16 protein-coding genes are annotated in these 24,270 nt (G+C 35.2%); 6 read left to right on the top strand and 10 right to left on the bottom strand.

Annotated features, from left to right (window positions below):
• The first annotated feature begins 102 nt into the window (after window positions 1–102).
• Window positions 103–1,077 (top strand): endonuclease/exonuclease/phosphatase family protein, encoded by a 975-nt coding sequence (locus ACFSJT_RS05790; RefSeq protein ID WP_378319273.1) that lies wholly within the window; start codon window positions 103–105, stop codon window positions 1,075–1,077.
• A 151-nt stretch (window positions 1,078–1,228) separates the two neighbouring features.
• A complete protein-coding gene (locus tag ACFSJT_RS05785; protein ID WP_378319272.1) occupies window positions 1,229–1,708 on the top strand; it encodes a hypothetical protein in 480 nt (159 codons plus the stop codon).
• A gap of 68 nt (window positions 1,709–1,776) precedes the next feature.
• On the opposite strand, the gene ACFSJT_RS05780 is transcribed toward ACFSJT_RS05785, so the two are convergent.
• Window positions 1,777–2,499 carry a hypothetical protein gene (locus ACFSJT_RS05780; RefSeq protein ID WP_378319271.1) on the bottom strand — a complete coding sequence of 241 codons (723 nt, stop codon included), beginning with the start codon at window positions 2,497–2,499 and terminating at the stop codon, window positions 1,777–1,779.
• Between the two features lie 336 nt (window positions 2,500–2,835).
• Between ACFSJT_RS05780 and ACFSJT_RS05775 the strand changes: the two genes are divergently transcribed.
• A complete protein-coding gene (locus tag ACFSJT_RS05775) occupies window positions 2,836–6,894 on the top strand; it encodes a T9SS type A sorting domain-containing protein (protein ID WP_378319270.1) in 4,059 nt (1,352 codons plus the stop codon).
• Window positions 6,895–7,004: 110 nt separating this feature from the next.
• Here ACFSJT_RS05775 and ACFSJT_RS05770 read toward each other — a convergent pair whose 3' ends face one another.
• From ACFSJT_RS05770 to ACFSJT_RS05735, 8 genes are all read right to left on the bottom strand, one after another.
• Entirely contained in the window at window positions 7,005–7,256 is a 252-nt protein-coding gene (locus ACFSJT_RS05770; RefSeq protein ID WP_378319269.1) for a hypothetical protein, read from the bottom strand.
• Window positions 7,257–7,943: 687 nt separating this feature from the next.
• Entirely contained in the window at window positions 7,944–9,566 is a 1,623-nt protein-coding gene (locus ACFSJT_RS05765) for a S41 family peptidase (protein WP_378319268.1), read from the bottom strand.
• 42 nt (window positions 9,567–9,608) lie between these two features.
• Entirely contained in the window at window positions 9,609–9,986 is a 378-nt protein-coding gene (gene rnpA, locus ACFSJT_RS05760; RefSeq protein WP_378319267.1) for a ribonuclease P protein component, read from the bottom strand.
• A gap of 159 nt (window positions 9,987–10,145) precedes the next feature.
• On the bottom strand, window positions 10,146–11,975 hold the full coding sequence (locus ACFSJT_RS05755; RefSeq protein ID WP_378319266.1) for a M1 family metallopeptidase: 1,830 nt from the start codon (window positions 11,973–11,975) through the stop codon (window positions 10,146–10,148).
• A gap of 9 nt (window positions 11,976–11,984) precedes the next feature.
• The gene (locus ACFSJT_RS05750) at window positions 11,985–13,661 is read right to left on the bottom strand and encodes a S8 family peptidase (protein ID WP_378319265.1); all 1,677 of its coding nucleotides are present in this window, start codon (window positions 13,659–13,661) and stop codon (window positions 11,985–11,987) included.
• Window positions 13,662–13,669: 8 nt separating this feature from the next.
• Entirely contained in the window at window positions 13,670–14,530 is an 861-nt protein-coding gene (locus ACFSJT_RS05745) for an MBL fold metallo-hydrolase (RefSeq protein WP_378319264.1), read from the bottom strand.
• A 146-nt stretch (window positions 14,531–14,676) separates the two neighbouring features.
• Window positions 14,677–16,941, bottom strand: coding sequence for a SulP family inorganic anion transporter (locus ACFSJT_RS05740; protein ID WP_378319263.1), 2,265 nt, complete (start codon window positions 16,939–16,941; stop codon window positions 14,677–14,679).
• On the bottom strand, window positions 16,942–17,802 hold the full coding sequence (locus ACFSJT_RS05735; RefSeq protein WP_378319262.1) for a universal stress protein: 861 nt from the start codon (window positions 17,800–17,802) through the stop codon (window positions 16,942–16,944). It lies immediately after the preceding gene.
• Between the two features lie 132 nt (window positions 17,803–17,934).
• Here ACFSJT_RS05735 and ACFSJT_RS05730 point away from each other — a divergent pair, with 132 nt between their 5' ends.
• A complete protein-coding gene (locus ACFSJT_RS05730; protein WP_378319261.1) occupies window positions 17,935–19,770 on the top strand; it encodes a cation:proton antiporter in 1,836 nt (611 codons plus the stop codon).
• Window positions 19,771–19,889: 119 nt separating this feature from the next.
• Complete coding sequence (locus ACFSJT_RS05725; RefSeq protein ID WP_378319260.1) at window positions 19,890–20,141, top strand: hypothetical protein; 252 nt, start codon at window positions 19,890–19,892, stop codon at window positions 20,139–20,141.
• 34 nt (window positions 20,142–20,175) lie between these two features.
• Here ACFSJT_RS05725 and ACFSJT_RS05720 read toward each other — a convergent pair whose 3' ends face one another.
• Window positions 20,176–21,204 carry an endonuclease/exonuclease/phosphatase family protein gene (locus ACFSJT_RS05720; protein WP_378319259.1) on the bottom strand — a complete coding sequence of 343 codons (1,029 nt, stop codon included), beginning with the start codon at window positions 21,202–21,204 and terminating at the stop codon, window positions 20,176–20,178.
• Window positions 21,205–21,380: 176 nt separating this feature from the next.
• On the opposite strand from ACFSJT_RS05720, the gene ACFSJT_RS05715 reads away from it, so the two are divergent.
• Window positions 21,381–24,263 carry a carboxypeptidase-like regulatory domain-containing protein gene (locus tag ACFSJT_RS05715; RefSeq protein ID WP_378319258.1) on the top strand — a complete coding sequence of 961 codons (2,883 nt, stop codon included), beginning with the start codon at window positions 21,381–21,383 and terminating at the stop codon, window positions 24,261–24,263.
• Window positions 24,264–24,270 lie beyond the last annotated feature (7 nt).

The following is a 24,270-nucleotide window of genomic DNA, read 5'->3' as shown; positions in this document are numbered from 1 at the left end:
TCTTAAATTGTTATATTGTACTGTAAACCCAGTATACAAAAATACGACAATTATATACTTGAAAGTTTATAATATAGAGGGTTTATCATAAATTTAATGATAATGGCAAACAAGTATTATTTCAAGAAAAAAAACACAAAACACTATACTATTGCATTTTATAACCTCGAAAACTTATTTGACACCAAAGATGACCCAAAGGTCCTGGATGAAGACTTTTTACCTAATTCTGAAAAACGATGGAACCGTAAACGATATGAGAAGAAGATTACCAAATTAGGAACAGTCATTTCTAATATTGGATTTTTAAAAACACGAAAACCCCCTATTTTGGTTGGTGTGGCTGAAGTAGAAAACAGAAAGGTTCTTGAAGATCTGGTAACCACAAAACACTTAAAAAATAAGGATTACGGTGTGGTTCATTTTAACTCTCCAGACGAACGGGGTATTGATGTTGGTTTATTATATCAAAAACAGCACTTCGAGGTTATTGCCTCTGAAAATATACCTGTTCTGGTAGATAATCAAAATGGTGAAAGAGATTATACACGAGATATTTTATGGGTAAAAGGTGTTTTAAACACCGAAGAAGTGAATATTCTAGTTAATCACTGGCCCTCCAGAAGGAATGGAGCAGAACTTACAGCATATAAACGAATAACAGCTGCAGAAAAAAATCGTGAGATTGTTGATAAAATTACTTTAGAAAAGACAGATGCAAAAATTATTATTATGGGTGACTTTAATGACGACCCTTACAGTGAAAGCATCAAAAAGCATCTGGTGAAAAATGATCTTTTCAACCCTATGGAAAAATTGCTTACCCGATATCAAGGTAGCTTGAACTATAGAAGTCAATGGAATTTATTTGATCAGATTATCTTCAGTAATAATTTCCATAAATATGAACAAGGAAAACATTGTTTTTCTGATGCAGCCATCTTTGATAAAGATTTTTTAAAAACTTATAAGGGAAGATACAAAGGCAATCCTTTTAGAACCTATGTCGGCAGAAAGTATACCGGAGGTTATAGTGATCATTTTCCTGTTTACATAAGGATTAAGTATAATGTGTAAGTATTCTAGCCGTTATTTAAAGGTGTTTTAACGCTGAAAAAACAGGTTAAAAACCCTAAAAAAGTCCGAATAGTTTGATTTTCAAACTATTCGGACTTTTTTGATACATCCTAATTATATATTGGCTTCATAAACCATAAAAATATTAAATATGAAAACACAAAATTTAAAAAAGTTAGTTCTTTTATGTGCAGGGTTTCTAATTATATCCTGTAGTAAATCTGACCTCTCTGAAACCGACGAAACAGTGGTTCAAGAAAAAAATGACGTAGAAATTGTAGATAACCCGGAAACCAAAAATATTATAATTGGCTTACTCCCTGGTATTTATGGTAAATCCAGTGTTGACGCCTATGAAAGTGCGACCTACAGTTACATTTTAACACAAGCCGAACAAAATGCAGTTCCTAGTAACTTAAGAAAGTTCAAGGTTCGGTTTCAAGTAAAATCTGGTGGTTCCTGGATACATAAAAAAACGTATACAAACCAACCTAGTACTGTAACTGTTAAATTTCCTAAATATGGAAATGGTAATGTGGTTACCTGGAGAATTGGATTCCAGATGTATAATAAAAATAATGGTACGACATACAGCCAAAAATGGAAAAACGTAGTTGTCTATAATAACTAATTAGAAATTAAAAAGGCCAAAGCCGAGTTTTCAGCTTTGGTCTTTTATCACTCTATAACTAACTAAGATTAAAACTCTAATTTACCATATCCTCCACGTTTTTGGTAACTATCCCAGCAATTAGCACAAGTGTTATCTAGCCAAACATTAGGGAATGTATATATGTTTGTGTTCCCAGACGCAGGAACGGTTTGATCCTCGGTAACCATATAGGTGTGAAATTCTTTTACAAACCATCCGTCAGTTCCTTGTAATTGAATTTTTGAAGCGATTATTTTTACCCAGTTTACTGCTTGACCAGGAAAAGATGCCTTAAAAAGATAGTAATCCCATTTTCCTGTTTCATGATCATCACCTGGGTTGTTTAAAATAATATTCTGAATATTCAACACTCCTTTATCAGTTTTAAAATAAGCACCTGCTCTTACATTGCCGTCGGTGCCATTGCCTGATTGCGTTCCAGTATAGGTTGCAATTCTATAATACCATTCTGTGCTTACCCCTTTAATTGGTTTATTACTTTTTCTCATATATTCTGCAACCACTCTATCAAACTTGGCAGTAGCTTCTTTTTCACTTAAATCACCATTAAGCCGTATGTGTAATAATGGAATTTCTGTCTCTTTCTGATCTTCAATGATTTCATCACTATTTCCTGTTCTACTCATGAAGCCTCCATGCTCGTTGGTATTTATAAAATCGGCTTCTCTGTCTGGTTGTTCGCAGGATACAACACATACAATAAACACTGCACCCCACATAACTCTCATGAAATTTCCCCCTTTTTTCATTTTGATTTATGATTATAGTTACTATAATTTTTTTGAAGTCCTAAAGTGGTCAAAATATTTGATAAGAATCTCCTAAACAAATTTAAAAAACTGGTAATCAGTATAAAAGAGTTGATAATCCCAATCTAGATGGGTCTTTTTACCCTACTTTACCTTTTATGTTAATTAAACTTATTTTTATCTTTCTAATAGCCTATCTTTCAAATGTTTGATTAATAAAGGGCTATAAAAGAATTGTTAATTTGTTGATGTTTTTTTAACACTGCCAGAGTGTTAAAATCGTTATAATGCTATACCTTGCGCTACGCAAAAAATCACACAAACAAATTAATCATCATGAAATTAAAATTACTTTTAATTCCATTCACTATTCTATATTTTATAGGAACTCAGAATGGATTTACACAGTCTGTATTTATCAATGAAATACATTATGATAATGCAGGTACAGACGTAGATGAAGCTGTCGAAATCGCTGGAGCGGCAGGAACAGACCTTACCAATTGGAGTATTGTTTTGTATAATGGATCAAACGGAACGGTTTACAATACAATTCCTATTTCTGGAACACTCCCTGATCAGCAAAATGGATTTGGAACCTTGGTAGAAATACTACCGGTCAACGGGCTTCAAAATGGGGCTCCCGATGGGATTGCATTGATTGATAATAACAATACGGTTGTTCAATTCTTAAGTTATGAAGGGGTTATTACTGCGACCAATGGTCCCGCGTCTGGACAGACTAGTACAGATATCGGTGTGTCTGAATCCAGTAGTACTCCTGCTGGTGCTTCTTTACAATTATCAGGAGCAGGAACAGTAGCTTCAGATTTTACATGGGAAACCGTCCTCACAAATACATACGGCGTCGTAAATACAAATCAAACCTTTGGAACCGTTGTCATACAACCGGTAATCAATGAATTTGTATTTAATCATACCGGATCAGATACCGATGAATTTGTAGAAATATTAGCTGGAGCAGAAACTGATCTAAGTGAATATTGGTTATTAGAAATTGATGGGGATAGCAATGCTGCCGGTACTATCGACGAAGTTATACAATTAGGTATTACAGATGAAAATGGATATTTTACTACTGATTTTGGTAGTAACACCTTTGAAAATGGAACTGTAGCCCTGCTTTTAGTGAAAAACTTTACCGGAAGCTTAAATCAAGACCTGGATACCGACGATGATGGTGTTTTTGATAGCACTCCCTGGGAAGAACGTATGGATGATATTGGTGTTAATGACGGAGGTGTTGCAGATTTTAACTACGCAACTGTCACCTTATTACAGTCTTTTGATGGCATATCATTTACTGTGGGAGGAGCTTCAAGATTTCCTAACGGAAAAGATACCGATGTTGCCACCGATTGGACAAGAAATGATTTTGACGGAAGCGGATTGCCTAGTTTTCCTGTTGTAGAAGCAGAAGCTGGTGAAGCCGTAAATACCCCAAATAGAGAAAATGTTGTAATTGATGATGGTGGTAGTCCTGATACTACCATACTTATTAACGAAATTGATGCCGATACTCAAGGTTCTGACGCCCTGGAATTCGTAGAATTATATGATGGTGGAGCCGGAAACACTTCTCTTGATGGGTTTGTTCTGGTAAATTATAATGGAAATAACAATACTAGCTATAATGCCATAGATCTCGATGGCTTTTCAACCGATGCCGAAGGATACTTTGTCATCGGTAATGCCGATGTTACTAATGTTGATCTTGTCGTACCGGGAAATTCTTTTCAAAATGGAGCAGATGCCGTAGTGCTTTATTTTGGTGATGCCACTACCTTCCCTAACGGTACAGCAGTTGTAACTGAAAACATCATTGATGCTATTGTATATGACACCAATGATGCTGATGATGCAGAATTATTAGTCCTGCTAAATGCAGATCAACCGCAAGTAAACGAAGATGAAAACGGAAATAAAGATGCAGAATCTTTACAACGGGTTCCCAATGGTCTAGGAGGTGCTCGTAATACAGTGTCCTATGTTGCCAAAGCCCCTACTCCCGGGATCAGTAATGATGGTATCATTGTAGTTCCTGGTGAACCCATTACTATTGCTGAAGCTAGAGCAACAGCAGAGGGCACGCCTGTAACCATAGCGGGTGTACTTACTGTTACTGATAGTTTTAACGGTCCCGCGTTTATTCAGGATGCAACAGGTGGTATCGCTGTGTTTGATGAACAAGTACAAGCTAATGCTACTTTAAAAGTAGGAGATTCTATTACCTTAACAGGAGTTCGAGCGGCTTTTAATGATCAGATTCAAATTAGCGGTATTGTTGAGGTTGTAAATAACGGACTTCCTCAAAACCCTATTATTCCTCAAGAAATTACACTTTCTGAAATCGCTAATCACCCAGGTGAATTGGTACGTGTTTTGAACACTACCTTCCCAAATCCGGGGGATCTTTTATTCGGAAACTCTAATTTTACCCTTACAGATGCAAGCGGAACAGGAGAATTACGAATCGATAATGATGTAGAATCTATCGTGGGGAAAGTACAACCTGTTACTTGCCCTGAAATAACGGGAGTAGTAGGACGTTTTAGAGAGTTTTTTCAACTATTACCCAGAGCGTTTAGTGATATCCCTTGTGCATTAGAATTTATTCCTCCTGGTGATACTATCGGCATTCCAAAAGAAGATACTTTTGATGCCGTAGCCTGGAACATCGAATGGTTTGGAGATGAAAACAACTCTCCTGTGGGTCAAAATCCAATGTCTGATACTATTCAAAGGGATAGTACAGCAACAGTTCTTCAACGATTAAATGCCGATGTATATGCAGTTGAAGAAATAGCTGATGACGCTTTATTTGCCGAGCTGGTAGCACAATTACCAGGATACGATTATATCTTGTCTGATGCCTTTTCAAATCCAGGGGGTACACCTCCTTTTCAAAAATTAGGGTTTATTTATAATACTGAAACCGTTTCTGTAGTCAACACCAGGGCTATGTTTACCTCAATTCATCCTCTTTATAACGGTGGCGATGATTCTGCTCTCGTAAACTATCCAAGCACAACCTCTCGTTTCTTTGCCAGTGGTAGATTACCTTTCTTAATGACAGCAGATGTTACTATTAATGGTGTAACAGAACGAATTGATTTAATCGCGTTGCACGCACGGGCAAATAGCAGTAATGATCCTCAAAATCGATACGATATGCGAAAATATGATGTTGAGGTACTAAAAGATTCTTTAGATGCTAATTTTGCCAATAATAAAGTTATTCTGTTAGGAGATTATAATGACGATGTAGATGAAACCGTAGCCGATATTCCTTCTACTATTTCTAGTTTTCAGGAATATGTAGATGACACCGCTAATTATACCATTGTTTCTTCGGCCTTAAGTGAAGCAGGGTTACGTTCTTTTGTTTTCAGAGAAAATATGATCGATCACATTGCCATTACCAATGAGCTTGATGAAGCCTATATTGAAAATTCTGTAACGGTACATTATGAGGTATACGATGCCGATTATGCATTTACAACTTCTGATCACTTCCCGGTTTCTGCACGATTTTTATTAGAACAACCTTTTGTAGATAATCAATGTGTTGGTGGATCTGTAGTATCTTTTGAACAAGGAAAAAGAAAGGACGGAAGAAAAATCTCAAGGCTTAGGAGTAATCCAGAGCGTGCCTTAGGAGCTCCAAATGAAAGAAAATACTTTGATTTTGTAAGTTTAGGTTTTGGTGGATCAATTACTGTAGAGCTGAATAACGAGATTTTTGATAATAAAGACACCAACGAATTTGCTGTATTTGAATCTACTGGGTTCTTTGGTAATATCCCTTGTCAGTATTTTCCAGAAACTGCTGAAGTCTTTGCATCACAAGACGGAATTGAGTTTGTTTCTTTGGGAACTACATGCCAGGATGGAGAATTTGATTTGGCAATTGGTAATTTGAGTTCTGCAAAATATATCAAAGTAGTAGACACAAGCGATAGAAATATCTTTCCCTGGTTTGCCGATGGTTTTGACTTGGATGCTATTGTTTGCCTGGAAAACGGAGAAAATGTTTTTGCCAAGCAAGCTGTTATGCCTGCAAAAAACCCTACTGCTTTTGAAAGTGAGTTAATGGAGGAAGGTTTTGGATTAGAAGCGGTAAAAGTTTCCATTTCTCCAAACCCGGTTGTAGGAGATTTATTTCTAGACTTTAATCTACTTTCAAAAAGTGATGTTGATGTTGTAATTACTGATGTTATGGGTAAAACGGTTTATCATCAAACGATTCGATTAAATGTTGGACAATCTAAATTATCTGTAGATATGAGTCGTTTTCCTAATGGGTTTTATATAGTTCGCACCTCTGATGCAAAAGGAGCGTTTAGAAAGACAGAAAAAATCCTTAAAAACTAATATTTCTGTTACGTCAACCCTTTTGGCTACTCTAAGGGAGATCAATTGATGTTACATCTATTTTTAATAAAAGTAAAGGGCCGAATTGATTCGGCCCTTTTTGTTTATTGTCATTTCTTATTTTCAAGCTCTCGCTTTTTTCTTTTTGCTTCGCGCTCACGCTTTTTTTGCGCTCTTTTTAATTGTCTGAGCTCCTTTTTTGATAGCTTTTTGGTTGCTACCTTTTTTTGAGTCTTTTTTACAGTAGTGGCGGTTGCTTTTTTTGCAACCGTAGTCTTTTTCTCTTCTTTTTTCTTGTCACCGCAAGCAACTACCGCTATCACAAGCAGTATTACTACGAACCACTTTTTTAAAGTTTTCATGATACAACATTTATACGTTTGTACAGTGTATAAAACGCAATAACCCATAAAATGTTTTATAATTGGCTTAGGGACAGGATTTATGGGCTTTGACAAGCATACAGTCGTGCTTTTTTTAATCCTGAAACCCTTCTACAAGTATTCTCATCAAAAATCTTTTTAAAATAGCCTCGCTCAGACTCGTATTGTTGCATATTTTAACTTCTAATGGGCTATTTTTATATAAGATATTAGAATATTGTGGTCATATAAAAGTGTGGTAGATATGATTTGGAGAGTTCTAGTGGTGTTTTTATCCCTTTAATAGTAATTTTTAGAGTTAAATGAACATTATGCACGCATTGAACTTAATTATTTTAAAAAAGATTTAGAGTAGCTCAAGCTACTTTTACAGAAGAACAAAAAAATTAAATCTTAAGAAGTTAAAAAGTGTATGTTCGATTTAAAATTTATTGAGAATCCGTTTTTTTACGAATCCTGATAGTTCCTTCTCCTTTAAGGTGAAGGTTAGGATGATGGGACTCTTAGATGAAACCTCTAACCTTAATCCTATCCTGAAGAGGAAGTTCAACAATTTCAAATTTCGGTCATACCGAGCTCGCATTAACCAATACGTTCAGTTTCCTTCTCGATGAGAGGGTTATTTTAAGATATTAAGAGGTATTTCTCGCTATGTATGAAGCATATCTACTTCAAAATCTCCTGATATTTCTTCTCGTTATTTAATATTTCTTTGCTTTTGGCAACTTCAGGATTATGTTCTACATAGTAGTTATACAATCCCTCTCTATAAAAATAGCGCTTTATAATCTCATCGGTAAGCAAATTCACGATTTCATTTTTATGGGTATCTAGTGCTTTTTCTTTAGATGCCTTTATAGCAGCAAGGAGTGCATCATAACTCGAGGCGATTGCTCCATCTAGCTTTTCTCTTTTAGCCGTGAGCAGGGATTTTCTAAAAGCTCTCTCTGTATCCGTTTCAAAATCGAAATCACTTTGTTTTACAAACTTTTTAAAGTCTTCGTAATCATTATTAGTAAAGGTAAAATCTCCCGCATCTTTTAATTGATGAGCATAGTAATATTTTGTAGCATAACTAAAAATAGCATCAGATTTAAGCAGTGCTGTGGTAATGTCGCTATACTTTGAAGTTTCCATCTCAATATCAGGTTCTATTCCACCACCATCATATACTGTTCTTCCATTTTTGGTTTTGAAGGCTTTAAAGTCTTTTTCATCTATACGAACCGCATTGTTATTTTTATCACGGTGCCAATAATCTAATGACTGTATACATCTACCGCTTGGAGTATAATACCTGGAAATTGTAATTTTCAATTGTGTGCCGTAAGTAAGTTTTTTGGGTCGTTGTACCAATCCTTTTCCAAAACTTCTAGCACCAATGATGACTCCTCTATCCAAATCCTGAATACCCCCAGCTACAATTTCGCTAGCAGAAGCACTTCTACCATTTACTAGTACAACAAGAGGTATTTGAGTGTCTACGGGATCCTTTTTTGTGAAATATTCTTTATTATACTTTTTTACTACAGACTTGGTCGTTGTGATTAATTCTCCTTTGGGAACAAAAATGTTGGTGACATTGATCGCTTCGCTTAGTAGTCCTCCTGGATTTCCTCTTAGATCCAAAATAATTTTTTCGGCTCCTTTGGCTTTTAAGTCTTTTAAAGCATCAATCGTTTCGCTCGAAGCTTTATTGTTAAACTTTGATAAAACAATATATCCTGTATTGTCATCTAAAATCGTATAAAAAGGAACAGCATTCACCTCTATCTCTTCTCTGTTGAGGACCGTAGTTTTGGTTTCTCCTTGTCTTTTATAGGTGATGTTCACTTTGGTTCCACTTGCCCCTTTAAGAAGTTCTCCTGCATCCTCTTTAAAATCGGCAACTTTAATATCTCCAATCTGAATGATTTCATCACCCGCTTTAAGACCCGCTTTATCTGCCGGATAATCTTTATAAGGTTCAATAACAATAATTTTATCTTTTATGGTTTTAACCGTCGCACCGATACCTGTATACTCTCCTGCATTCCTGATTTTTGAGGCCTCAACGTCCTGCTCATTCCAATATTTGGTGTAAGGATCAAGATCATCTAACATAGCTTTAATGGCAGTATCCATTAGCTCGGCAGGATTGGTTTCATCTACATAGTTCATGTTTAATTCTTTAAACATCGTAGTGAAAATCTCTATCTGTTTGGCGATTTCAAAAAAATCTGATTTAAAACTTACTGTAGTTAAAAAAATAACTACGACAATGGCGGGGTAGATTATTCTCTTTTTCATAGATATATTTTTATAATCACAATCAAATACTAAGTTTAGAAACTATATTGATGCTATCTCTTGTTCAACAAATTTTTGTAATATTCCTTTTATTCTAGATTCTATTAATTTATATTCTGGTATTTCTTTACCAGAATATAAAAACATAAAAGCGAATTGATGAGTAGTGTTGGGTACAATATACTTATTTTTTCTATAACTTTCACGCAATAAACGTTTTATACGATTACGATCAACTGCATTTTTAAAATGACGTTTACTTACTGATACAGCAGCCTTAATGTTGGTGCCATCTTCAAAACAGGTTTTCTTATAAACAAGCCTAATGGGATATTTAGAAATAGACTTTCCTTCAGAAAAAAGTAGCTCAATCTCTTTTTTACTTTTAAGTCTTTCTTTTTTGTTAAATGTCGCCTTCATTGGCCATAAATGTAGTGATAAGGTTCATATTAGAGCATATAGAGTAGCGCCTATTAAAATACAATGTATTTAAACGTCACATTTCGTTTACGCTCAATATGACAGATAAACATTTTTTTTCGTCAACCTAGAAAATTTATTGCTTCTATTACATACCTTCTAATTAGGGTAGTTGTTATTACTTGGATTTACATCGGCCATAGTGCGAGTGATATCAATAGCTACCGCTTTAACTTCAGAAATTGGCTTGGGGATCTCTACAGAATATGTGGGGTTGGTCCATGGCCAATCTAATAAAACCGTTCTATTTATAGAGGGAATGGGATTGTCTTTCTCCCCACGCATCATTCGTAACGGTGCATAAAAAGACTCTATAGTTCCATCCTGATACTCGACATAAAGATCTATGGGCATAGGCATGGGCCCTAGACGTTCTAGAGTAATTTTAGTTTTGCTATTTACTTCTTCAACCTCTTTGATACCATAATCTATCCAATTAGTAGTTTGAGTCCAATCTGTTAAGTACCAGTCTAACTGAATTCCTGATACCTTCTCTGCTACTCTCTTAAAATCATTGGGTGTTGGATGTTTAAATTTCCATTCATCATAATATCTTCTTATCGTCTTTGCGAGGTTATCTTCACCGATTACATATCCTAGTTGAGACAAAAAGACTGCCCCTTTAGAATACGCTGAGGCCCCATACGCAGCGTTATGAGCATAACGATCTGCCTGCGTGGTTTGCGGTTGTTCTACTCCCGAAATTGCCAATTGAAAGTAACTTTTGTATGATCCTTTTAAGGAATTGGGGTTGTTTTGTTTCATGACTTCATTCATAGCCAACGTAGAAATATAACTTGTAAACCCTTCATCCATCCACTCATGTTTAGACTCGTTGGTGGCGAGAACATGCTGAAACCAGGAATGGGCCATCTCATGAGCTGTCACCCCAACCAGACTTTCAAAACTACGTTCACCTGTAATTAACGTACACATCGCATACTCCATACCACCATCGCCACCTTGAATAATTGAGTATTGAGTGTACGGATACGTTCCAATCTTTTCGCTAAAATACTGCATCAATTCAACAGATTTTGGCTGTAAATCTTTCCAATTATCTATAATTTCGGCATTGTTTTTATATAGAAAATGAAGTGTCGGCCCATTAGGCACTTTTACCATATCATGTAAAAATTCTGGATCGGCCACCCATGCAAAATCATGAACATTTGGCGCTTTAAAGTGCCATGATAACTTTTCTGTTTTCTTTTTTACTTTAGTTCCCGGTGACTCATACCCATGGCCTATTTCTTTTGGGTTTTGTAAATAGCCTGTACCTCCTAAAACATAATTTTTATCAATATTAATAGTTACATCAAAATTTCCCCAAACTCCATGAAACTCTCTTGCTATATACGGATGAGCATGCCAACCTTCAAAATCATACTCTGCCATTTTTGGATACCACTGGGTCATTGATAAAGCAACTCCCTCTTTATTGTTACGACCAGAACGACGTATTTGTTTTGGTACTTGCCCAAAAAACTGCATTGAAAAAGTCACTTTTTCACCTGGAAGAATCGGTTTATCTAATGTAACCTCTAAAACCGTTCCTGCTACTTTATAGGTAACGGGTTTTTTGTTCTGCGACAACGAAGAAACTTTTATAAAGCCTATCTCTTGAGGTGACAGTTTATTTATTCTGTCTTTAACTCTGGGGTCTGGATCGGGAAGGTTTCTAGAACGAACATCCATCTCGCTACCGGGTTGAAATGCATTGAAATATAAATGATAAAATACTTGATTTAAAGTATCCGGAGAATTATTCGTATAAATCAATTCTTGTACACCTTCGTATTGAAAATTGTCAACATTCATGTCAACATTCATTGTATAATCTACATGTTGCTGCCAATAAGAGGTGTTATTCTGAGCGGTAACACTGCTCACAACAAAAGAGAAAACTAAAGCAATTTTTTTAATCATAATGTAATATTATTTAGACATCTTATCTGCCATGATAAGAGCATTATAAAGGTTCACCATTCTACCTGATTTAGATAATTCTGAAAAGCTTTTCACATTTGTAGCATCATCACCAACTGTAACCTTTGTTTTTGTGCTCAAGCCGCTATCCATTAGAATCTTTTTAACCTGTGAAGCCTTCAGTTTAGGATAAAAGGATCTTATTAAGGCGGCTACTCCAGACACAGCAGGGGCAGCCATCGAGGTTCCCTGTAAATACTCATAAGAATTATTAGGTGTTGTAGCCCAGATTTTAACTCCAGGAGCAAATACATCTACATTACTTTTACCAATGTTCGAAAAATCAGCGACAAGGTCAGATCCATACTCATAATTTAAAGCTCCAACAGTAATAAAATTATCTGCAACCTCTGAAGTGTTGTCAATTTGATCATTTGGATATACTGCCTTTTGATCTAGGTCCTCGGCTTCATTTCCTGCTGCATTGACAATAAGTACATCTTTTGATGCCGCATAAGTAATCGCTTCTCTCACCCATTCTGGATGAGTGCTAAAATATTTACCAAAACTTGTATTTATTATTTTGGCGCCATTATCGACAGCATATCGTATAGCAAGTGCGATATCCTTATCGTATTCATCACCATTAGGAACAGCTCGTATTGCCATTATTTGTACATTTCGAGCAACACCATTCATCCCAATGCTATTATTTCTTTCTGCAGCTATGATTCCTGCAACGTGAGTTCCGTGTTTAATTCCTTCTTTTTGTGGGTCTGGTCCCATCACATTATTATCACCATATCTGGTGTCGGTAATATCATCGACATTATCTCCTACTACTTTTCTTCCGTCTAGTTCTACATTTAAGTTATAATCCAGTTGCTCGGTAAAATGTTCAATACCTTCTTCAAGATTTTTTATAAAATCTGGAATAGTATCTCCCGGATCTAGAAAGCTAAACATTTGAGAAAGAAACGCCATATGATACTCTATTTCCTTGTTTTCCGGATCAAGTTTTAATAGTTCTTCTTGTGAATAATCTTCTTTGTCTAAGGCTTTTGTTATTGACTCGTGAGAAGCTTTCGCTTGTACTAATATTTGTTCATATTGTTGTTTATTTGAAAACGCCTCTTGATATTCTTTTTCAAACTCTGCTTTAGCTTCGATATATTTTTGGTATTCGTCTCGATCTTCTTCCGGGATAGACGCTAAATATTTGCCGTCATATTTAGGTTTCAGTTTTTTCATTATACGAACATATTCTAAATTTTCGTTCTCTGCATCTCCAAGAAAATTCCAACCATAAATATCATCTATATACCCATTATCATCATCATCCTTACCATTTCCTTTAATCTCGTCGCTGTTAGTCCAAATAACATCATCCAGATCTTCATGTTCTATGTCTACACCACTATCAATTACTCCTACAATTATAGTCTGGCCTTTTCTGTTTTTAATAATCTCATTATAAGCTTTTTCAACACTCATCCCTGGTATAGTGTCAGAAACTAAATCATAAAAAGTCCACTCTTTTAACTGGTTTTCTGTAAGTGGATTAATTTTAAGTGGAATATTGTCAATATTCTCAATAGGAGTTGAGATTATGGCAGGGGTACCACATCCCACCAAAACTATTGATACAGCGGCAATACAAATTTTATTTAATCGGGTCATCTTCATATTATATATTAATTGAATACTTCATCACAAGTGAAGACTTCTTTAAGTCGTACACCTTTTTCTGTATGTTTTACGGTTATTATTTCATTATGAGCATCATGCTCTAAAAACAAATACCATCCTTGATTAGCTGCATTTTCAAGAAACAATTTCTTTTCATCTAATGTTAATAATGGTCTTGTGTCATAACCCATTACATAAGGTAAAGGTATATGGCCTACGGTAGGTAATAAGTCTGCCATAAAAACTACGGTTTTACCTTTATATTCGATATGCGGAATCATTTGTTTCTCGGTATGACCATTAACAAATAGCACACCAAAACCCAAATCTGATTCTTTTTGAAACGTATTGTCGTCTCTGGAAACAAAATGTAGCTGCCCACTTTCCTGAATAGGTACAATATTTTCTTTTAGAAATGAAGCTTTTTCTCTGGCATTGGGTTCTATTGCCCATTGCCAATGCTGTTCATTACTCCAAATCTTTGCGTTTTTAAACGCCAATTCGTAACCGGTTCTATCATTATTCCATTGCACAACACCGCCACAATGATCAAAATGTAGATGTGTTATAAATACATCGGTTATATCGTTTCTGTGAAACCCCTTTTCCTGCAATGATTTGTCTAAACTATCATTACCCCATAGAGAATAATAACTAAAAAATTTTTCTGATTGTTTATTTCCCATTCCAGCATCAATAAGAATAAGCTTGTTGCCGTCTTCAACTAATAAACATCGAGCAGCAATATCAATGAGGTTGTTTTGATCTGCAGGGTTTGTTTTATTCCACAAAACTTTTGGGACTACACCAAACATGGCGCCTCCATCAAGTTTAAAATTTCCCGCTTTTATGGGATATAAATTCATCTGTTAAAATTTATTGTTTTCAGAAGTCAGAGGGCTCTGATAGCTATCGGAACAGCGATAATCTCTTAGGCTTATCTTCACCTACTTGCTATGGCTTATTTCATAATCTTCTAAAAATCTTTGCAAAATAGAAAAAAAGGCAGGTATTAAGATTTAATTTTTGGACTTTTTAACACTATTTCACCATGTTTCGTGCTTGATATTATGCTTTCCAGGCGAGTTCCGTAATCCAATAGAGCTTTGATTTCTTTAATACTTGCCAAACGTTCTTTATGCATTAGTAACAATGTTCTACCATTAGACTCTACATGATAATAAGGATTACTTTCAAAAAATAACACCAATTCATCAGTAAAAAATGATCGTATTATTTCTGGGTTTTCACCTATGAGAAAAAATCGTCTAGAAAAATCGGGATGACCAGGAATATCGATATCCTTAAATCCGGCTAATTTATATACAAATTCCAATAGTCCCTCTTTGTCTAATGTAAATTTAGGAATTTCTTCTTTCAACTTTATAGTTAGAACGGTTGTTCTAACCGATGTTCTTGCTATAAATTCTCCTTCAGAAAACTCAACATCCGAAATTTTAAATACAGCTTTGGGATCAAAGATGGCGTTGTTTGTATAGTTAACCTTCTTTATTTTAAAGAATAAGAAGTCATTTAATGTTACAATATCCTCGTTCTTTTTGGCTTCATAGCGCCATGAAAAGTCGCTTGCTATTGTCTGCAAGTCTTTTTGTCTTTTGGTAAGATTTGATTTTGACCCTATTTCGATTTTTTTTGAGAATGGTAGTAAACTTCTTACGGCCAGAGGATGTTCTGAAGATGACCCATGAATGTCCAACCCGGTGATCTCAAAAGAGCCCCCTTTTCGTTTAAAAGTCTCCTGGTAACCTAATAAACTTTCCTGAACCGTATAATCTACAAAGTTGCAAAGAGAAAAGTCTATCACTGCGTCCTGATTTTCTGGTATCGTATCTAATTTTCGTTTTAATCGAAAATAATTAAGAAAGGTTGAAAAATTCTTTACGCTTACAAAATACGTTTCATTCACTTCTTCTTTAAACATAAGAATATTGGGTTTAAAAAGATTTCGAGCAAAAAACATGATATTCTTATTAATCAAAAAGTGAATAATAATGGTAATTAAAATTCCTATTACTATCCCGGTGATCAAGTTTGTGGTAATGGTTGCAATTACTGTGGCGAAGAAAATTAAAAGTTGTTCTTTTCCTATTTTTGCTACATCTTTTAAATTTCTGGGTGCAGCCAGCTTATATCCTGTGTATACCAAAATTGCTGCTAAAGCTGTAAGTGGAATTCTTCTTAACTGATCTTGAAATAGAACTACGAACAGCATTAAAAATATGGCGTGAAAAAAGTTTGAAGATCTGTTTATGCCTCCATTATTAACATTTACAGAGCTTCGCGCGATTACAGTTACTACATTAAGTCCTCCTAAAAAACCACTTGCAATAGATGCTATTCCTAGAGCAGTTAGGTCTTTATTTACATTTGATCTTCTTTTTAAAGGATCAAGTTTATCAACTGCTTTAGTACTCAATAAAGATTCTATACTAGAAATCAACGTTATTACAAATACGACCCCCATAAATTGAGCAGTAAGCACATTAGAAAAATCAGGAGTGGGAAAACTGGAAAACACTTTGTTTGGTATTTGTACCAAAAGTGACGATTCTATAGGATAGGCTTCACTAGAAAAAAGCTCATAATAATAACTTAAGCCAACGGCAATAAGGACAATCCACATAGGCGCAGGAACAAGTCGAAAGTATTTGTTCCTGATCTTGCCATAAAAAAACATGATCAGGAAACTACACATTCCCACGATAGCAGCAATCACTAGATTGTTAAACTCTGGCTTGAATAGCATTAAAATACTGGCAGGAATATCGGTTAATAACGAAATTGTATCTCCTTGAATACTATTATTGGCAAGCATCACATGAAATTGTTTTGCAAAAATACTAATCCCTATTGCGGCGAGCATTCCCTGAATCGCTGAAGAAGGAAAAAAGTCACTTAAAATTCCAAGGCGTAGCTGTCCAATAATAATCATGAGTGCACCAGAACATATAATTGCAGCTAGTGTGGCTATATAGCCTTGATATAAATCGCCATTGGCAAGTGTAGTAATGGCCCCTAATAAGACTACCACTAACCCATTTCCTGGCCCGGTAATGGTAACGTTCGATCCTCCAAAAACTGACACTATTATTCCTCCAACAATTGCTGCAATTACTCCAGATATCGGTGGTGCCTCTGATGCCATGGCCAAGCCAAGACCTAACGGTAAGGCAATCAGGGAAACTACAAAGCCTGAAAATATATTTTTTGGTAATTTTGTTACAAAGCCAGATGTACTGTTTCTTGTCTCTTCCATCTATCTCATTATTAGAACATCTGTTGGTAATTCTGATAAAATATGTTCTAGATCATGAACGAATATGCGGTCTAAAAAAGTCGTTTTTTTTGGTGCGTTCATTATTAACAAATCTGCCGCTACTACCTTGGCATAATGACCTATCGAATATCCTCTTCTTCCAAAAATAGATTGTGTTTTGATTAAAATTCCTTTTTTAAGATCTTCAGAAACATTGTTTACGATATCATATACCCTTTGATCTTCTTTCTTGGAAAGTTGTTCTTTAATTAACGTATCCTTAAGCAGTGATTGGTCATCTTCTACCACGACTTTTACTTCTTGATGCGAGATTTCTTCAACAATCGTTAATTTTTGAGCACCCAGATTTTGTGCTACCTCAAAAGAATGAAGAATCGTTTGTTTAGTCTTTTCATCTTTTAAGCCATTCACAACAATGTGGTTACATGGTCTTAAGTCTTCTGAAGGTTTTATTAACAACAATACAGAACAATGTGCTCTTCGGGTAATTTTTCTGGCTATAGACCCTATATAAAATTTAAGAAAATCTTCCCGCGGTATTGCGCCCAGCATAATAAGATCTGCTTTTTTTTCTTTAGCAATCTCAATAATTACCCGAACAGGACTCCCTTGTCTCCAGATAATTTTTACCTTTTCGTCGTCATCTTCGGCAAATCCCGAAATCAATTCTTTGATGGTGGCTTCTTTTTCTTTTGTTTTCTCTCCAACATGCACAATAATAAGCTTGCAATCAAAAAAATCTACCATGCGCATCGCCTCAAAAATATTGTTTTTTAGATTAGGTGAAAAAGCAACTCCAATTAGAATCGTACTAAATTTATGATGTAGTGAATCGCCCAAGAACTCTATTTTATTACATATTACAAGGGTAGAATATAAACTTAATTTTTCAAATTATAAAATTGTCTTTATTTCTCTTATGTTTGAAAAAAATTACGATCTTTCTTCAAAAAACAAGATTAAGCACAATACATGATAGAACTCGCAGGAATTATTATATTAGGAATATTAGCACAGTGGGTAGCCTGGAAATTTAAAATTCCTGCAATTCTACCACTCATATTAATTGGGCTTTTAGTAGGGCCTGTTGCAACTTTATTGACTGAAGATGGTAAAAAGTTAATAGAACCTATTTGGGATGGCGCTAATGGACTTTTTCCGGGAGAAAGCCTATTCTATTTTGTGTCTTTGGCTATTGGTATTATACTTTTTGAAGGAGGACTTACGCTTAAAAAAAGTGAAATACTCAATGTAGGGCCTGTTATTGTAAAATTAATAACTGTAGGGGTTGTCGTAACATTTTTTGGAGCAGGTTTGGCGGCTCATTTCATTTTCGATTTAAGTTGGCCTATCTCTTTCTTGTTTTCTTCTTTGATAATTGTTACGGGACCTACTGTAATTACACCAATACTAAGAAATATACCGCTTAAAAAGGATGTTTCTGCGGTGCTAAAATGGGAAGGGATCCTTATTGATCCTATTGGGGCACTGGTTGCTGTATTGGATTTTGAATTTATTAGAGCTGGTGTTGGTGAAGACTTTACAGTTACTGCTCTGATCGAATTTGCCAAAATTATTCTTGTCGGATTTACTTTTGGATTTACTTTTGCCCATGCTTTGGCACTAGCGATAAAGAAAAAAGTCATCCCTCATTATTTATTGAATGTATTTACGCTGGCAGTGGTATTGGCTGTATTTGTGCTTTCAGACACTTTTGCTCATGAGTCAGGATTACTTTCTGTGGTGATTATGGGTATGGTTTTAGGCAATACCAACCTACCTAATATCGAAGAGTTGTTGTATTTTAAAGAATCTTTAAGTGTCCTTCTAATTTCTATACTTTTCATTTTGCTTGCGGCCAATATTAATATCGAAGATCTCAAATTAATTCTTAACTGGAAGGCTGTATTGCTTTTTGGAGTCGTAGTTTTTGTGGTAAGGCCCATTGGTGTATTCTTAAGTTCTATAGGATCTGGGCTCAAAACAAATGAAAGGCTTTTTATTAGCTGGGTAGGACCAAGAGGAATTGTAGCCGCGGGTATAGCATCACTATTTGGGCTAAAACTTTCAAAAGTAGGTGAACCCGGGGCAGAGTATATTACTCCGCTGGTTTTTATGATCGTTTTGGGGACAGTCTTGCTTAATGCGACAACTGCCAGAATGTTTGCCAAGATCGTAGGGGTTTTTCTCAAAACATCTGAAGGAATTTTAATCATAGGTGCATCCAAAATATCCAGATTGATTGCAGCTTATCTCAAAACTAATAACCGTCATGTTGTTTTGGTTGATAATAACAGAAGCCATATTAATAGAGCTAAGGATTTGGGTTTAGATGCAATAGAAGGCAATATATTTCGAGATCAGCTTAAAGACAATATAGAGTTAAATGATGTAGGGTACTTGATGGCACTTACAGGAAATAGTGACATCAACAGGTATGCGATCGATAAATATAGAAACCAATTTGGAGAGAATGGATCTTATCGCTTAATAACTTCTGAAGAAATGAAAGATCCTGAAAACAACCCAGAAGAAGGTCTATTCTCTCGTACAGATGATTACTACAAGCTTATGGATCTTGCTGAAAAATATCCTGGTATTCAGGAAATAAAAATAAAAAATCATAAGCATTATAAAACACTTATTGATCTCACTCAAGATGATAATGAGATTATCCCTCTATTTTTAAAAGATCCAGATAATAAAATCACGATCTTATCGTCTGACAGTGATCAGATACCACAAGTTGAAGAAGATAGTTATTTAGCTTACATAGGTAAGCCCATCGACATTGAAGAAGTCAAATAATATTTCGACAAAAAACATAAATTGTCGACCAAAAACATTTTTTTAACATAAAAATTTGTTAATGTAAGTTATTCACGTATATTTGGGGCGGTAAAAATTTAAACTTAAACCCCCAAATTATGAAAAAATTAATGTATGTGGCAGTATTTGCCTTAGCTCTTGGATTTACTTCTTGTGGTAGTGATGATGATGGTGGAAACTGTAGAGACTGTTCTTTACTTGGTGCTCCTATTTCTATTTGCGATAATGGTGATGGAACCGTTACAACTTCAGGTGGTGGCGAGTCAGAAACCATTACACTTCCTGAAGGAGTAACTTTTGAAGAGTATGCAGATACACTTTGTTCTGGTACTATTACTATAGGATTATAGTTAACTGATAACAAAAAAAGTGACCAAAATTTGGTCACTTTTTTTGTTTAATCAAGTACATATACACCGGGAAATGATCACTATACCCCCCTGTGTAACTCCCGTTAGCATAACTACGAAAGGGATATCCTTTATATTTTCCTTTTTGAGTAATTAAAAAATCTTCATTAAATACCCCTGCCTTAAAATATCTATAGGTTGTATAATCGGTATCCAAAAATGCTTCTGACAGGATGATTTGATCAAATATTGCCCAAGTATCCCGCCAGGCATGGGTACCTATCCCTTTTTTGGCGACATTGTACATAGGGTTGTATAACTCTTTTAGTGCAACGTTATTCTTTTTTGACTTTGCCTGAAGTATTTTTTTTATGCTTTGATCATCGGGAGTATCATTAAAATCACCCATAGTAATAATCTTTGCATAAGGATCAATTGCAAAAAGAGAATCCATAATTTTTTTGTTTAATCTCGCTGCTTTTTCTCTTTTATATAAACTTCTTGCTTCTCCACCTCTCCTACTTGGCCAATGGTTTGCAATAAAATGCATTAAATCTCCATCAAGATAACCACTCACTACCAATTGATCTCTTGTATATATACGTTTACTATTATCATTGCTGTCGTAGATTATCAATTCGTAGTTCCTCATTTGTTTAGGTTTAAATAACGACTTTTGATATAACAATGCCACATCAATCCCTCTTCTGTCCGGTGAATCAAAATGTATAATCCCATACTTCCTTTTTATTAGTGAGGTTTGGTTGACAAGGTCTTCCAGCACCTTTCTGTTTTCAATTTCACAAACACCAATAATAACGGGAGAGTTTTGGGTAACGTCTGTTCCTATTTTAGAAATCACCTCAGCCATGTTTTTTAGCTTTTGTCTATAGACTTCTTCTGTCCAATGATCCTTTCCGCTAGGTGTCCTGTCGTCATCAAATGTTAATGGATCATCTTGCGTATCAAATAAATTTTCAAGATTATAAAATGCAACTGTATGGATCTTGTATGTATTTTTTTCTTGAGAAAAAAGAGGAATAGAAAACACTAACGTCAACATCAATAAGTTTTTTAAAATCATCATTACTTTTTTAAAATAAAATAGTCTTCAACCCTATCTCGCCAAAAGAAAAAAAATCAGCTATCCAAATCGAGCACAAAGATTAATTTTTCCAGTTTCAAAAAATGAAACTGGCATCTTTTATTATTGCACTTTGAAAAGTAAATAATCTCAAAATGCTTCTAAAACCTCATGGTTTAAAATACATATTTCTGTTTTTCTTGTTTTTTAGCTCAATTAGTACTGCACAATTGGCAGAGTTGAAAGGAAGAATTACAGACGCTATAACCCAAGAAAATATTGTTGATGCCCTGGTTTCTCTGGAGAAAACTGATATTTCAACAACAACCAACGTTTTTGGTGTTTTTGATTTCAAAAATTTGACACTTCCTATTGGCGAACAAATTCTTGTCGTATCAGCAAAAGGATATATCACAAAGCGTTTTCCGGTAACAATTAGTGAAGGATTTCCTTTAAACCTAAAAAATATCGAACTGGATTACGATTTTAAAAATGTACAGCAGCAAATAGGTACTATTAGTCTTTCTGATGTAGAACTTAATGATGATAATGATGCAGCTTTCAATATGTCTTGGCTATTGCAAGCGAGCAGGGATGTATTTCTTAATGCGGCCGCGTTTGATTTTAGTACTACTTTTTTTCGCCCAAGAGGTCTTAATAATGAAAATGGAAAAGTGTTAATCAATGGCATCGAGATGAACAAATTAAGTAACGGAAGGCCACAATGGGCGAATTGGGGAGGTTTAAATGATGTGCAGCGTAATCAGGAATATTCTTTTGCAATTTCTCAAAACGATTATGCTTTTGGAGATCTTCTAGGCACTTCGAACATCATTATGAGAGCCTCAAAATATAGAAAAGGAGCTAGGATTTCTTATGCTTCTTCTAATCGAAGCTATCAAGGTAGAGTAATGGCCACTTATAATTCTGGGGTAAACTCAAAAGGTTGGGCTTTTTCGATATCAGCTTCTCGTAGATTTGGAGAAGAAGGATTCATTGATGGTACCGGATATGATTCAAATTCCTTTTTCGTATCCATAGAAAAGAAAATTAATAAAAATCACAGCCTAAATCTAACAGGTTTTTATACCCCAAATCGTCGCGGCAGATCAACTGCTATTACTGAAGAAGTTTTTAATATAATGGGCAGCACTTATAATCCAAATTGGGGATATCAGGGAGGAAAAACCAGAAACTCCAGAGAACGTCGTGTCGAAGAGCCAGTGGTAATGCTAAATCACTATTGGGATATTAATAAAAACACCAACCTTAACAGCAACATTGCTTTTCAAACCGGCAAAATTGCAGATAGTAGAATCGACACAGGCGGTAGTGATCTAATTTCTACTGATTCTGGAAACATCTATCTAGGGGGTGGTAGAGGAGCCAATACAAATCCTGTACATCCTGATAATTTACCAAGCTCTTTTCTCAAAGAAACGAATATAACAGCAATAGATTATCAAAATGCATTCTTAGCACAACAAAATCTTATTAATAATGGTCAGCTTCAGTGGGATCAATTGATAAAAGCTAACCAACAAAACGCCGCGCAAGGAAATAACGCAACATATATTTTATATGAAGATCGAACAGATGATACTCAGCTTACAGGCAACTTGATTCTAAACAGCAGATTAAATAAACATTTCACTATTAATGCAGCGCTCAACTACAGGAATCTTAAAAGTCAAAACTTTGCAGAGGTAAAAGATTTATTGGGTGGGTCAGGTTTTCTTGATATTGATATGTTTGCATTGTCGGCTTCTGATTTATCTACTGAAGCATTAGAGAATAGGGCTCAAAGTGATTTACAAAACCCTAACCGTATTGTGCAAACAGGAGATCGATATGATTATAATTATGAAATATATGCATCGACTATTAATGGATATGCACAAGCTCAATTCAAATATAAAAAAATCAATTTTTTTCTGGCAGGAGATATCTCTCAGGCCTCTTATCAAAGAAACGGTCTTTTCGAAAACGGATATTTTCCAAGACAACAATCTTTAGGAAAAAGCCCGGCTGTAGAGTTTAAAAATTACGGAATTAAAGGAGGTGCCAGATTAAGGATTCATGGCCATCATTCTTTAGACTTAAATACTGCATATTTTACTAAGGCTCCTAGCATTAGAAATACTTTTGTAAATGCACGACAAAGCAATGCATCTGTATCTCAATTAATTGGTAACACCCAGGAAAATGAAAAAATTGAATCTATTGATGCCAGTTACATATTTCGTTCTTCAAAAATTAAAGCAAAAATAACAGGTTATTATACTAAAATCCTGGATGCTTCAAACATATCTTTCTTTTTTACTCAGGCAATTTCAGGGTCGGGTGCTGGTTTTGTCCAGGAAATTCTAACCGATGTTGATAAATTACATATTGGTGGTGAACTGGGTATTGAATATCAAATTACTCCTACAATAAAACTTAAAAGTGCTGCTGCTGTTGGACAGTTTACTTATAATAACAATCCCGAACTGGCACTTGCCAGTACTAGCGAAATTTTTACCGATTTTCAGGGAATACGATCCTTTGGAAAGTCTGCCCTAAAAGGCTATTATCTTTCTGGTGGGCCTCAAAATGCAGCTCAATTAGGTTTTGAATATCGCGATCCTAACTTTTGGTGGTTCGGCGCTACTACCAATTACTTTTCAAATGCGTTTATAAGTGTTAGCCCGTTTGCAAGAACCTCAAATTTTAACCAAGACGAAGATGGACTTCCATTTAATGATTATGATGAAACCATTGCAAAGTCGCTATTACAACAAGAACGTTTTGATGATTATATTTTGGTTAATGCTATTGGGGGTAAATCCTGGAGAATTAAGAAATATTATGTTGGTTTTTTTGCCTCCATTAACAACGTCCTTGACCAAAAATACAGAACTGGCGGTTTTGAGCAGACTAGAAATGCTAATTATAGACGTGCCTTAGAAGAGTCTCAGCGAGAAACCCCAGTGTTCGGACCGAAATATTATTATGGCTTTGGCACATCTTATTACCTCAATTTTTACATACGATTTTAACCATTAA

The sequence above is a fragment of the Aquimarina celericrescens genome (assembly GCF_042682765.1).
In the GTDB taxonomy this organism is placed as follows: Bacteria; Bacteroidota; Bacteroidia; order Flavobacteriales; family Flavobacteriaceae; genus Aquimarina; species Aquimarina celericrescens.
This window is presented reverse-complemented; position numbering and strand designations above follow the sequence as displayed.